The following is a 12,631-nucleotide window of genomic DNA, read 5'->3' on the forward strand; positions in this document are numbered from 1 at the left end:
GATGAATTTACTCCCCATTATAGTTTTGCAAAGGGAATCGCTAGGATACCCCCGCCACTCAGTTGACGAATACCAGATTTTGCATAAGGTTAAAGTGAGTCACCACGGAGTGAGAGACCAGCCATGATCGATCGGCTATTGCCTATCTTTGCTCGAGGGTTCTTATCGGCAATTTTTATCCGGTCTGGAATTACTCACTGCTTTGCTTTTGCAAAAACACAACAGGCAATTGCCAGCAAAGGGCTGCCTGCGGGTTTAGCCTTAGCCATGACCCTTGGCACCATTCTTGTATTGCTGGGAGGCGGCTTTTCGGTCCTACTCGGATTTAGAGCCCGGTGGGGTGCGATCGCCCTCGTCCTGTTTCTGATTCCTGCCACCTTACTATTTCATCTAGATCTCACTCAGCAAAACGAACAAATCCAGTTCTTCAAAAATTTGGGGCTGATGGGAGGGCTGCTCCTCTTAGCCCAAACCGGACCTGGTCGATATAGTATCGATAATTGGCAACTGCGCCGCAGCTATGGGAAATGGTAAGTTAGACTCGTGTGGGAGTGGACACGAGTTTGGATTGGGCGCTCCCTTACCGTTCATAACAATATCCTCAGATTTAGGTCAGCCCTATGGCCAAGGTTTCCTCTTTCCCTCAGACCCTCTGGCACTGGTTTGCGAACCATGCCATTTCCCCGATTAGACATACCCTCTGGACCGATTTAACGACAACGGTCATCGATCGGCTGAAACGATTAGGGCAGCGCTGTATCCGCATCCTTGAGCGTCAAGGTCTAGGAGTAGGGTTGTTTGCCCTTCTGGGAACCAGTCTGCTGATGGTTTGGAATGGTGCATTGCTAATTGCCCTATTGATTGGCCTGGGCGTCGCTCTGCTGGTTCAGCAGCTTCATCCCCACCCTACGCTTTCATGGCAAACCGTCTCTAAGTGGCTCTCAGGGCCTTATCCCACAACGCTTCTTTCTGGAGGATGTGGTCTCCTATCCTTGGTGGCTAGCTATATGACCTTGCTGATCTGGCAGGAGACGGACAGTTTTTGGTTGGCATTCGCCATTCTTCTCCAAGGATTAGGGCTACTCAGTGTCTTGGGGTTATTCTTTTGGCAGATGCAGCGGCAAGATCAGCAGCATGGGACCGCTCCCCAACTGGACTACTGGATCAATAACCTGACGGCCCTAGATCCGCTCAAGCGGCTGATTGCGGTTCGACAAATTAGTCATTGGGTTGCATCCACACCTTACAACCTCGATCAAACACAAGAACTAAGGGAATATTTGCAGTTGCTCTCCCAGCGGGAATCAGACCCCTCCGTCCAGAGTGCCATTGCTCAAGGATTAAAGCGGATGACTGTGCAGTAAGTCTTCATCAACCGCTTGTTGGCAGTTTATGCGTTGACCAATGCTGACTCCATCCTTAAGAAACGGTTTGTCCTTGAATTTCTAGACTTAAGATGACACTGCATTTAAGCGTGCTCAAATCCACCCTGAAATGGATTGTGGGTCAATTTACTGGAAGTAGGACAAATTAATGGATGAACGGTTTACGGTAGAGGTCATTTCCCAAACCCCCAATCCCCAACAAATTACCTATGCAGCCATGCATCAGGACTATGCTGAACAATTGGTGTGGACCGATCGCGAACAGTGGCCCCCAGAGCAGAAATGCGGCGAGCTAGTGATTAAGAACCTCCTTCAAGGGAATCGCGGCCATTTTGGCCCCCTTGAGCATCCTCAAATTGTGCTCAACTTCGGCTATTTCCCCCACAGCACGATGCAGCAAATGCGAACCCATCGGAATGTCTCCTTCGATGTGCAGTCTTTCCGCTACACGGGGCAACGAATTTTAGACGTGGTTGCCGGTCAACAACAACTTGAGGATGTTTTCTATCTCAGACCCGTGGGCACCTACACCAATCGCCAAGGTAAAAAGTATGACTATACCCTAGAGCAACGTCAGCAAGATTTGGACTGGTGCCGACAAGCCTGCCAACGCTATGCCGAACGGATTGAACAGGGCTTGGCGGAAGAACATGCTCGGGGGCTGATTCCCTTTGATGTGCGTCAGCATTGGGTGATGAGTGCGAATGCGCGATCGCTAATGCACCTCCTCGATATTCGAGGTAAGTACGACGTGCAGATGGAGACTCGGGTGATGACAGAGCTAATGTTTACCCAGTTTCAACACTGGATGCCAGAGGTCGCGAGTTGGTATGAAAAAACACGCTGGCGCAAGGGACCTTTAGCCCCCTAGTTTTCGTCAACTGGATCTTTGTGCCTGCTTCCCTGTACAAAGGCACTATTGATTCCCTCCAGTGAAAGGTCTCCTCATGTCTAAGGTGTATATGCAAGTGATGGGGATAGGACTTGCGATCGCAACCCCGATCCTGACCCTATCCACCGCCGAAGCCAAGCTAGAAAACAGTCACAAGGCCCTGGTTGATCAAGCCTGGCAAATTGTTCAGGAAGAATATGTCGACCGTACCTTCAATCAGCAGGATTGGCAGCAAGTTCGTCAAGACTATTTGAGTCGCTCCTACACCTCCAAGCGGCAAGCTTATGTGGCGGTCAGCAATATGCTGAGGCAGCTCCAGGATCCTTACACTCGCTTCCTCCCTCCTGATGGGATCAAATCGTTAGTGGATAATGTATCGGGGGGATTTATTGGTGTAGGGATTACCGTTTCCCTCGACCCCCTGACCAAAGAATGGCAAGTCGTGGAGACCGTTACTGGATCACCAGCGGCAGCAGCGGGCATTCAACCGCAGGATATTGTCGTGAGCATTAACGGCACACCCACCTCAGAGATTGATCCTCGCCAGGCCAATGAATATATTATTGGCGCTGTCGGCAGCAAAGTAACGGTCCAAATCCGTCGAGGCCAGGAATTCTCTCGATACAAGCTCGTGCGCGAACAGATTGATGTGAACCCCCTGGTCTACGAAGTCCAAGAAACCACTGCCGGCAATGTGGGCTATATTCGGATGCCCGCCTTCACCACCAAATCAGCCCAAGCCATGAAGTCCGCCTTGACGGATTTAGAAAAGCAGGACGTCAAAGGATATGTCCTCGATCTCCGCCAAAATCCTGGTGGCGTCTTTGAAGCTAGCATCGATATTGCTCGTATGTGGATGGGGAAAAACCGCTTAATTTCGAGCGTGGATGAAAAGGGTGAAAAACAGGAGTTTGTGGCCTATGGACCTGTGCTCACCAACAAACCCCTCGTGATTTTGGTGGATGAAAAGTCAGCCAGTGCCAGCGAAGTTTTAGCGGCGGCCCTGCAAGATCACAAGCGGGCCAAGCTGGTCGGCACACCCACCTTTGGCAAGGGAGTCGTTCAAGTGTTGAAAAGCCTAGAAGATGGATCGGGATTGGTGGTTACCGTTGCCAAATACTATACGCCGAAGGGCAAGAATATTAACCAGTTGGGTGTTAAACCGGATATTTTTGTTAAGGGGGAAGACGGTAAGCCCTTCCAACCCCAATCGGGTCAAGTGTTACCACCCCAATCTGATCCACAATATGCCCGGGGACTGAAGGTGCTGACGAAAAATTTGGAATAAAGTCCCTAACCATAAAAAAAGCTAGCGTTTCGCTAGCTCGATCAGAATCAGTCACGTTGTATCTCATTTCGAGGAAGCCCCACTGCGCGTTCCCAGTTGTGCAGTAGGCAAATGTAACATTCCTCATCTCTTATAATAATGTAACAATGAACACAAAAATTAATAAGTAGTTCAGAATCTCTGGGGAACGGCAAACTTCCTTCACAGCCCTGACGGTTGAATTTGATAGCTAATTTCCTCGATGGGCAAATTGTGGCTATCCTGACCGTCATAAATCAGCTGTAATCGGCGTTCACCCGCGTAGTCAACCAGCCGACCACTATAGAGTTCTGCCTTAAAGCCTAAACTTTGGATATGGACTTTCCCTTGGAAAACCGTCGCTCTCGCTAGATAAATCACCAAATCATCTCGTGAAGGCCGGTTAACTGTTGTACTAGCCGTCAAATGGGCTAATCCCCGCTCATCCATCTCTTGAGTCAACGCCATAGAAGTATTGCGAATGCCGCGAATCGCAACGATGGCCGCAGCCACTGCCATTGTGATGTCTACCCCTTCATCGGTATAGATGTATTGGGTAGAGAGGTAATGAAAGTTTTTTTCACCCAAATCATCCCGAATCCGACGATGAATTAAATTATGGGGATGGTAGTGGGTTAACGCGTCTGCAATTGCACCACAGGCAGCCCGAGGCTCTCGCCACGGGGACTCACGGGTTTTGCCATAGACCCGTTGTCCTTCCTCCCGTAAGCGTCCCACATGGGTTTTTAAGTCAATGGCCACCAACACCATGGATTGAGGGTTGCCTGCATAGAGACGATGGCGGAGAGCGTCATCAATTTGATGAGCCACTGTCACATGAGCAAGGGTTGCCCCATTATCCGTCCCTCCCCCTGCGGGGAAAAAGGCTTCTAGCTTCAGTTCTCCAATCTCCGACAAGGTCGCAAATCGCGAGGCCACGACATCTCGGTAGCGTTTAGTCGCTTCACCCTGGTGAATCCGATCGCCACAGTTGGTGTAGGCCAACGTGGTAACCACACTGGGCAGGCTTAAGTCGGCACCGCAGACATGGATATCAGATTGACTCGCAGCGGCAAACTGTAGTTCATCTCGCAACAATTGCAGGCCATTAATCAGAGCATAGCGGTCGCTGACAATTTCGTTGAGATAATTATGATAGGCATTTCTTTCCATACCAAAACTGGCAGGCAGTTGCCAAAACTTTTCTAATCGCTTATGAGCGGGGCTCGGATCAAATGGGATAGACATCAATTGCTAAAGGGCCATAATCACAGAAATTGACGCACTCATATTGTGAACAAGTCTGTTACATACTCCGCTTGTCTTAGCAGGACTTAACATCTATTTGGAGTTATCCTGTTGCTTTTTGAATGCGTGATGGGCATTTATTCAAAGCGGACAATAGCAGTTCAGACTGAGTACAGGGAAGACTAAACTCACTCTAGGTTTACCTCAATAACGGGAAGTCTAGGCAAAAAAGCTGCAATGTGGGAGCGATACATTTGATGAAAACTTGTCCTTTCTGTGCGATCACACGAGGTGAAGCACCCGTCAGCACAGTTTTTGAAGACAAGGAGGTTATGGCTTTTATTCCCCTCCATCCTGTCTATCCAGGGGCCTGCTTAGTTATTCCTAAAATTCACATTGATCACTTTACCGATCTCCCCGATCCCTTAGCTGCCAGGGTGATGGTTATTGCCCAACAGGTGGGGCGTAAAATTATGGAGGTCTATAATCCTCTACGCGTTGGCCTGTTGGTCCATGGTTTCACCGTTCCCCATGCCCATCTTCACGTTATTCCTCAGTATGGCCCGCTAGATATCATGCATAAGCACTATGCCTACTGTGCAGATGGAAAAGTCCAGTTTGGGGATAAAGATATTCCCACCCTTTCTAGACCCGAACTGGATCGCTTGGCAGCGGACATCCGGCTTTGAGTGGGGGATATCTATGCGTGGGAGACATCTATCAGCAAAAAAAATTCTGCTAGCTTTTACCGCTAGCAGAATTCAAATTCTCAGAAACGTAATACCAGGTTAGACAGGAGCATTACCTGTATCACGAGCAATAACAGCAGGAATATTCTCGAACTTGAAGCCCATTGCTCTCAAGGAATGGAAAAGGTGTCCTTGTAGACAATAGAAAGCAACGTAATAGGTCACGTTACATAACCAGGCACGAGATGTGTAGAAACCTTCTGCTAAGTCAGCGGTGTCTTTGAACCAAGGGGCAATACCGAACTTAACTTCACAAGCAGCACCGTAAAACTCAACTGGGAAAGCGAAAGTGTTTACGCAGCAGAAGTAAGTAGAGATAAAGCCCATGATGGCTACACCACCCAGGGCAGTTCCGATCAAACCATCAGGAGTGTAGATGCTGATACGGGAACCGAGGTCCTGTTCCCATTTGAAGGGAGCAACATTGATGTGCCAGATACCACCAGCAATATCAAATAAGCCAATGAACAGGTGACCAGAAGCTAAGTCATCAAGGTTATCTACAAAGAAGGGATTGTATCCAGGCGTAGACCAACCATACTTAAAGACATTAGCGATGGTAGAACCAGGAGCAGCGACTTTAACCACCTCACCAACTGTGGGGTCATAAATTCCGTGGAATTTCATCCAACCCACAAAGATTAAGGAAGCGAAACCAATAAAGATTAAGTGGTTACCAAGGATATAACCGAGTTGTTTGGGGTCATCCCACGCAAAGGCAAATCGCTCGGTATTTCCACGCCCACCTTCTGTTAGGTCACTCGGACCAATTGCGCCGTGGAAGTACGCACCAGCCAATAGAACCAAGCCAGCAACCATATGAATGGCACCAACCTGAGTGTAAACAAAGGTATTGGTAACAACACCACCAGAGCCTATACCAAATCCTTCAGCAGCTAAGTGAGGGATTAATACCAGCCCTTGATCAAACATCGGTAAGCTGGGGTCAAAGGCTTGATTCTCAGAAAACACGTTCAGCCCAACCCAGATCATAATGATGCCGATCTGGGCAATATGAGCAGCCAACCATTTTCCTTGCACAGAAGTATCAATTAAGCGGCTATTACCCGCAAACCAGGGATATTCAGGTGAAGTATCGACTTTTGTTGCCATTTTCTTTATTCCAAAGGATAACGTTTTGAGGAAAAACGACTCTATATAAATCTTCGCCCGATAAAACTTACGTGAAAGTTAAATGCAATTATCTTAAACAGGCGCATGAAATAATGTTACGATGCCGCGCACTGTACAACAAGCCATTCTGGAATTTAATCCATCCGTGCCATTGCCCAATGACGGCTCTTAAAAAACAAGCAGGCTGATAGAGCAATGTCTAGACCTGCTTAACAAAGCTCAAGTATAACCTCCATACTACGTTCAGGTCTTTATCAGGATCCCAAATGAATTCAATTGACGGACAAATCAGTGATGATGCCTCACGTTGTTGAGGACTATCACCAATTCCTTGAACACTTTAGGATTCTTAGTCTTAGCATTGTTGAACAACAAGATTTTGTATCGGAAGTGACGAACTGTAATGTTTTATTAAGTTCACTCATCTTCGCCTAGTCTCTCACCCCATTTAGGACTGAATTACTGTAGCCAATCAAGCGAGCAATCGCAAGCACCATCTGACTTCCATCCAGCTAGTATCCCCTTGTGGGGCATGGTAGCCTGACAACGGAATCTGGATCAGGCTACCCCACCCTTTGAAATCCAAAGCACTACTCGTGATCAGCAATGGTCATGGTGAAGATGAAGTCGCTGTTCGCATTCTGATCGCCTTAAAGCAACTCCAACCGGCGCTGAACATCCAGGCGTTGTCGCTGGTGGGTGTCGGCCATGCCTATCAGCACCAAGGCATCCCACTCTTGGTCAAGGGGCAAGCTTTACCTTCTGGCGGATTTCTGGGTCGATCCCTGGGGCGCGATCTGCAAAGGGGGCTATGGCATTTAATGCAACGCCAAATAACGGCCGTGGCGCAATGGTCCCAATCTGAAGGCGTGATTATGGCCGTCGGGGATATTGTGCCCTTACTGTTTGCCACATGGAGTGGGTGCCCTTTTGCCTTTGTTGGCACAGCCAAGTCGGAGTATTGGCGGACCAACCACGGGAGATTAAGCTTACGACAATCTATCTATTGGCCTTGGGAGCGCGGGCTGATGGCCCAGGCTCGCTGTCGAGGCGTCTTTCCACGAGATCAGATCACGGCAACCCATCTACAACGCTGGCCCATTCCCGTCTTCGATTGCGGTAACCCGATGATGGATGATTTAGAACCCACTAAAGAGTCTTCCCTTGATTCACTTCCCCCCGGCCTTAAAATTTTGTTGTTGCCGGGATCTCATGTCCCTGAGGTGTTTGCCAACTGGCAAGTCATGGTGCGTGCGATCGCAACCCTACTGCAGAACCCACAGATCTACATATTTATAGGTGCGATCTCACCCGGTATTGAGCTTGATCCCCTGCAGCGAACCTTAGTCCATCAGGGTTGGGGGCCTGTTACCGCGTCTTTGCCGACCTATCAGTATGGTCAGCATCGGCTGTTGCTTGTGCCAGATGGTTTTAGGGAAGGGCTGCATTACGCTGATATGGTGGTGGCGATGGCGGGAACAGCGACAGAACAAGCGGTTGGACTCGGTAAACCTGTGATCACGCTGCCTGGGAAAGGGCCGCAGTTTACGCCCAAATTTGCGGCCACTCAAGCCCGATTATTGGGGCGATCGATTTATCGACTGACCGATCCCCAGGCACTCTCTGCCACGGTCTCAACCCTGCAGGCTATGCTTCCAGACCCGCAGCATTGGATAGATAATGGTCGCCGCCGTATGGGAACACCGGGTGCTGCCCTCAGAATTGCCCACTGTCTCCAGACCTATCTGTTAGACGTGGCAGAGAACCCTCCCTGTTCATAGTTCATGTTAACGGTGTTATCTATTTATTTTTTCTCAGAAAATAAAATAAATCTCGATTTTTCTACATTCATCTTCAACTAATTTGATACTGACAGAACAGGAACTTTTGTATTACCTAAATGTTAGGAGGGTCCCTCAAGATGCTTCGTGTTTTCCCTAGAATTACCAGCATAGCCGCGATTTGCGGCTTGTCGATCAGCACAATCACCCCTTTGATCACTGCACCATCCGCAAGGGCGCAAGCCAATTTCTCCGATGTCAGTATTGGCTACTGGGCACGGCCTTTTATTGAGAAATTAGCTGAAAAAAATGTGATTAAAGGATTCCCAGATGGCACCTTTAAGCCCGATCAACCCGTCACCCGTGCTCAATTTGCAGCCATCGTCCGTCAAGCCTTTGAGCGCGATCCGAACCGCCAATATCGGGGATTTGCCGATGTCCCCAACAATCATTGGGCTCAGCCTGCGATCGCAAAAGCTTACAGCACCCGGTTTATGTCAGGTTATCCCGGTAATTTATTTAAGCCCAATCAAGAAATTCCCAAGGTGCAAGCCCTCGTCTCTCTGGCCAGCGGTCTAGAACTAGAGCCAGATGCCCCCACCAATCAAGTCTTAGCCACCTATAAAGATGCAGCGGATATCCCCGACTATGCGGACAAGGGCATCACCGCTGCCACAGAAGCGGGTTTAGTCGTCAATTACCCCAACGCCAAATTTTTAAATCCGAATCAGGAAGCCAGTCGGGCTGAAATTGCGGCCTATGTCTATCAGGCCCTGGTGGATCAAGGAGATTTGGAACCCATTCCCAACAATGCTCGGGCCAATACCTATATTGTCAAGTTAGAGGGCAGTCCCCCCACCCCACCCGTCTCACCGACCAACCCAGGTAGCCTGATCGCTTCAGGTACGGCTATTCCCGTCAAGTATCCCGGTCCGAACAAAGTCAATTTGATCGTGGCCCCTGGCGAAACAGTGGACACCAACTTGGAAGTTGCAGAAGATATCACCAATGATGCAGGCATCGTTTTGATCCCCAAAGGTAGCGTGATTGAAGGCTCACTGGTTCCTGTGACCGTCAACACCACACCAGGGACGCAGTTTGTCGCCAAACAGCTCAAAATTGGGACCCGCACCTATGCTTTTCGGGCTAATTCAGATCCCCAAGTGGCCGTAGGGCGTCAATCTGTTGATCCAACCGATATCCGTGGTGCCATTGGCACCACAGCAGCCCGCACCATTTTGGGGTCTGTTTTAGGCAGTGGTTTTAATCTAGGCAGTTTACTCACTGGAGTCGTCCTCGGAACCAGTGGCGCCCGTAATCCTTCGGCTCCTGGAGATAGCGTGATTGTGGTTGATCCCGCCGACTTAGAGCTAACCACCCAATCTGATTTGAACCTCTCTACCTAAAATGGGCTGAGCCATAGGAGTCCCTTTAATTTGGCAAGCCCTAAGGATCTAAGGCTTGCCAAAGCGCTGCTAAGACCCGGTTAGAAAATAAAAAGCCGTCGGGATCGGTTAATCGGATGGCCCCGTCTGGCTGAGTCGGAAGTTCGACCCACTGCTGGGCTTGAAAAGGGGCGAGGCAGTTCAAAATGGCATCCACTGTGTCCGCCCCACCGATGGTGAACAGAGTGGAGAGAGGAACGCCAACCGCCAACCGCAACCCCATCATCAATGTCTCCATCAAACAGTCCAGATTAGAACTGGTCTCACAGTCTAATTGTCCGTGATGAGCAATCAACGTTTGTACCCAGTGAGCATAGTCTTTGCGGGTGCGGGGCCGACTAAAGCGTTGCCAATGCACATAGCTGGTGGCTCCCATACCAAACCCATAATAAGGAGCATTCTGCCAATAGACCTGATTGTGGCGGCAAGTATAGCCCGAGCGTGCATAGTTAGAAATTTCGTAATGGTCGTAGCCTGCTGCTCGCAACTTGGCAACGGCGGATCGATACATGTGGGCCGTTGCCTCTTCTGGAGGAAGAGGAGATGCACCCGGCTGATACGTCTTACCAAACACGGTCGTTGGTTCAACAACCAAATCATAGGTCGAGAGATGGGTCGGACCACAGGCAATCGCTTGGTCTAAGCTGGTATGCCACTGCTCCAAGGTTTGGTTCGGTAGCCCCGAAATTAAATCTAGGCCAAAATTGCTGATCTCAGCCTGATGGAGAATGGCGATCGCTTGCTCAATCTCAGCTACCGTGTGGGATCGACCACAAGCCTGCAATAACTCATCCACAAAGGATTGAACTCCCAAGCTGACCCGGTTAATTCCCAAGGTCTTAAACTGCTGCATCAGCGCCAACGAGAACGTGCCTGGGTCCATCTCTATCGAAATTTCCGCATCAGTGGCCAAGCCAAACTGTCGTTCCACGGTCTGCAAGATTTGAGCCAATTGCTGAGCAGACAGGAGAGACGGCGTGCCTCCTCCGAAAAAGACTGTGTTTAAGGGCTGTGGCCCGGGGGGTGTTACCGCAATTTCTTGACACAAAAGAGTGACATATTCTGCGATGCTGGTCGAGGTTTCCCCCCGTTTGCGATCGCCAATGACCGAAATGGGAAAATCACAGTAAAAACAGCGCCGTCGACAAAACGGGATATGAATGTATGCTGAAGTGGGCCAATGGTCCGTAGTCTGCAAAGAAAGATGTTCGGAGGTCATCACCTTACTTGTCACCCCATAAAATTAGGGATTTCAGGGTAAAAGTTGATCTCAGTGGAGATATTTTGAGGGAATCTTTTTGAGTGAACAAAAAACGCTGTAAGGTGCCGAATTGAGGACACTATAATAATTAATAGGACTATTTTCTCTGAAGAAATAACAGGTTGGCGAAACCTTTCGCTCATCACATCTTTCTGAAAAGCATGTCACCTATGATTCAACAGTAAGCCGAGACCATGCTAGACCTCTTTATTATCCTAACCTTCATTGCTGTAGGTGCAGCAGTTGGTTTTCGAGGTGTTGATTTACTCCCCGATTTGCTCACACCGAGCGAACTAGAAGGCGTTAACCTCGAAGGTCTACGTTGGGTGATTACCGGTTTTGGGGGGCTGCTGAGCTTAGGCATTGGATTCGCCGCTCAGGTCTCTTGCCGCCGGATCGAAAAAAAGATTAAAGCCCTGCCAACAGATGTGCTCCTCAGTCGTTCAGCGGGCCTATTTCTGGGATTACTGGTGGCCAATCTGATGTTGGCGCCTATCTTCCTGTTTCCCTTACCCAAGGAATTTGCATTTATTAAGCCCACTGCTGCCGTCCTGGGAAGCCTGATTTTCGCGTTTTTAGGGTTAACCCTTGCTGATATTCATGGTCAAACTATTCTGCGCTTGATTAATCCCAATTCCATCGAAACGATGTTGATGGCAGAAGGGACGCTACAGCCTTCTCCAACCAAAATTTTGGATACGAGCTGTATTATTGATGGCCGCATTGAGGGCCTACTGCTCACGGGCTTTTTAGATGGTCAAATCTTGGTGCCCCGCTTTATCCTGCATGAATTGCAAACCTTGGCAGATGCTGGCAATGACCAAAAGCGAGCACGAGGTCGGCGAGGTCTAGATATTCTCAATCGTTTACGCACGGAGTATCCTGATCGGATGGTGATCCATCCTGCAGATTATGAGGATGTCGCCACAGTGGATGCGAAGCTCGTGCGCTTAGCCCAAGATATTAATGCTTCGATGGTCACGAATGACTATAACTTGAATAAAGTTGCTAGCGTTCAAAATATTCAGGTGCTCAATGTCAACGATTTGGCTAAGTCTTTGCGGCCGATTTACCTGCCCGGAGATAGCTTGGATCTAAAAATCATCAAAGCGGGCAAGGAGCCAGAACAAGGGGTAGGCTATTTAGAAGATGGCACGATGGTCGTGGTGGAAGAAGCCAGCAACCATATTGGTGATCAAGTCCCGGTTGTAGTCACAAGCGCCCTACAAACCTCCGCAGGACGGATGATTTTTGCCCGTCCCCAAACGGCTTGGGCCTGAATTTTAGGAATCTGTTTCTAGTCTTGAACAACCTGATATACTAGATTTTCCAATTTCATGCCGATGTAGCTCAGTGGTAGAGCACTCGATTCGTAATCGAGCGGCCGTGCGTTCAAATCGCATCATCGGCTTTCTATAAATAACCAAGGT

General features: G+C 49.1%; 11 protein-coding genes and 1 tRNA gene. 9 read left to right on the top strand and 3 right to left on the bottom strand.

The window, feature by feature from the left end; translation table 11 throughout:
* The first annotated feature begins 123 nt into the window (after positions 1-123).
* From Q0986_RS18240 to Q0986_RS18255, 4 genes are all read left to right on the top strand, one after another.
* Positions 124-534 carry a DoxX family protein gene (locus tag Q0986_RS18240; protein WP_299413935.1) on the top strand — a complete coding sequence of 137 codons (411 nt, stop codon included), beginning with the start codon at positions 124-126 and terminating at the stop codon, positions 532-534.
* A gap of 86 nt (positions 535-620) precedes the next feature.
* Entirely contained in the window at positions 621-1,364 is a 744-nt protein-coding gene (locus tag Q0986_RS18245) for a hypothetical protein (protein WP_299413939.1), read from the top strand.
* Positions 1,365-1,533: 169 nt separating this feature from the next.
* Positions 1,534-2,256: an FAD-dependent thymidylate synthase gene (gene thyX / locus Q0986_RS18250; protein WP_299413942.1), complete on the top strand. Its 723-nt coding sequence runs from the start codon at positions 1,534-1,536 to the stop codon at positions 2,254-2,256.
* Positions 2,257-2,332: 76 nt separating this feature from the next.
* The gene (locus tag Q0986_RS18255) at positions 2,333-3,565 is read left to right on the top strand and encodes a S41 family peptidase (protein ID WP_299413947.1); all 1,233 of its coding nucleotides are present in this window, start codon (positions 2,333-2,335) and stop codon (positions 3,563-3,565) included.
* A gap of 201 nt (positions 3,566-3,766) precedes the next feature.
* Here Q0986_RS18255 and Q0986_RS18260 read toward each other — a convergent pair whose 3' ends face one another.
* Positions 3,767-4,831: a hypothetical protein gene (locus Q0986_RS18260; RefSeq protein WP_299413949.1), complete on the bottom strand. Its 1,065-nt coding sequence runs from the start codon at positions 4,829-4,831 to the stop codon at positions 3,767-3,769.
* 257 nt (positions 4,832-5,088) lie between these two features.
* Between Q0986_RS18260 and Q0986_RS18265 the strand changes: the two genes are divergently transcribed.
* Positions 5,089-5,520 (top strand): HIT family protein, encoded by a 432-nt coding sequence (locus Q0986_RS18265; RefSeq protein ID WP_299413952.1) that lies wholly within the window; start codon positions 5,089-5,091, stop codon positions 5,518-5,520.
* Between the two features lie 99 nt (positions 5,521-5,619).
* On the opposite strand, the gene Q0986_RS18270 is transcribed toward Q0986_RS18265, so the two are convergent.
* Positions 5,620-6,693, bottom strand: coding sequence for a chlorophyll a/b binding light-harvesting protein (locus Q0986_RS18270; protein ID WP_299413955.1), 1,074 nt, complete (start codon positions 6,691-6,693; stop codon positions 5,620-5,622).
* Between the two features lie 596 nt (positions 6,694-7,289).
* Between Q0986_RS18270 and Q0986_RS18275 the strand changes: the two genes are divergently transcribed.
* Both Q0986_RS18275 and Q0986_RS18280 read left to right on the top strand, forming a co-directional pair.
* Entirely contained in the window at positions 7,290-8,495 is a 1,206-nt protein-coding gene (locus tag Q0986_RS18275) for a lipid-A-disaccharide synthase-related protein (protein WP_299413959.1), read from the top strand.
* A 140-nt stretch (positions 8,496-8,635) separates the two neighbouring features.
* A complete protein-coding gene (locus Q0986_RS18280; protein WP_299413962.1) occupies positions 8,636-9,901 on the top strand; it encodes an S-layer homology domain-containing protein in 1,266 nt (421 codons plus the stop codon).
* A 40-nt stretch (positions 9,902-9,941) separates the two neighbouring features.
* On the opposite strand, the gene hemW is transcribed toward Q0986_RS18280, so the two are convergent.
* Positions 9,942-11,159, bottom strand: coding sequence for a radical SAM family heme chaperone HemW (hemW, locus tag Q0986_RS18285; protein ID WP_299413971.1), 1,218 nt, complete (start codon positions 11,157-11,159; stop codon positions 9,942-9,944).
* A gap of 236 nt (positions 11,160-11,395) precedes the next feature.
* Between hemW and Q0986_RS18290 the strand changes: the two genes are divergently transcribed.
* Together Q0986_RS18290 and Q0986_RS18295 are read left to right on the top strand one after the other, a co-directional pair.
* Complete coding sequence (locus Q0986_RS18290) at positions 11,396-12,481, top strand: PIN/TRAM domain-containing protein (protein WP_299413965.1); 1,086 nt, start codon at positions 11,396-11,398, stop codon at positions 12,479-12,481.
* Between the two features lie 59 nt (positions 12,482-12,540).
* A tRNA-Thr gene (locus tag Q0986_RS18295) sits at positions 12,541-12,612 on the top strand.
* The last annotated feature ends 19 nt before the right edge of the window (positions 12,613-12,631 follow it).

This window comes from Acaryochloris sp. IP29b_bin.148, assembly GCF_028285565.1.
Taxonomy (GTDB): domain Bacteria; phylum Cyanobacteriota; class Cyanobacteriia; order Thermosynechococcales; family Thermosynechococcaceae; genus Acaryochloris.

Coding starts and splice junctions, on each gene's coding strand:
- Q0986_RS18240 (WP_299413935.1), top strand. CDS start 124: ATGATCGATCGGCTATTGCCTATCTTTGCTCGAGGGTTCTTATCGGCA.
- Q0986_RS18255 (WP_299413947.1), top strand. CDS start 2,333: ATGTCTAAGGTGTATATGCAAGTGATGGGGATAGGACTTGCGATCGCA.
- Q0986_RS18260 (WP_299413949.1), bottom strand. CDS start 4,831: ATGTCTATCCCATTTGATCCGAGCCCCGCTCATAAGCGATTAGAAAAG.
- Q0986_RS18270 (WP_299413955.1), bottom strand. CDS start 6,693: ATGGCAACAAAAGTCGATACTTCACCTGAATATCCCTGGTTTGCGGGT.
- hemW (WP_299413971.1), bottom strand. CDS start 11,159: ATGACCTCCGAACATCTTTCTTTGCAGACTACGGACCATTGGCCCACT.
- Q0986_RS18265 (WP_299413952.1), top strand. CDS start 5,089: ATGAAAACTTGTCCTTTCTGTGCGATCACACGAGGTGAAGCACCCGTC.
- Q0986_RS18290 (WP_299413965.1), top strand. CDS start 11,396: ATGCTAGACCTCTTTATTATCCTAACCTTCATTGCTGTAGGTGCAGCA.
- Q0986_RS18280 (WP_299413962.1), top strand. CDS start 8,636: ATGCTTCGTGTTTTCCCTAGAATTACCAGCATAGCCGCGATTTGCGGC.
- thyX (WP_299413942.1), top strand. CDS start 1,534: ATGGATGAACGGTTTACGGTAGAGGTCATTTCCCAAACCCCCAATCCC.
- Q0986_RS18245 (WP_299413939.1), top strand. CDS start 621: ATGGCCAAGGTTTCCTCTTTCCCTCAGACCCTCTGGCACTGGTTTGCG.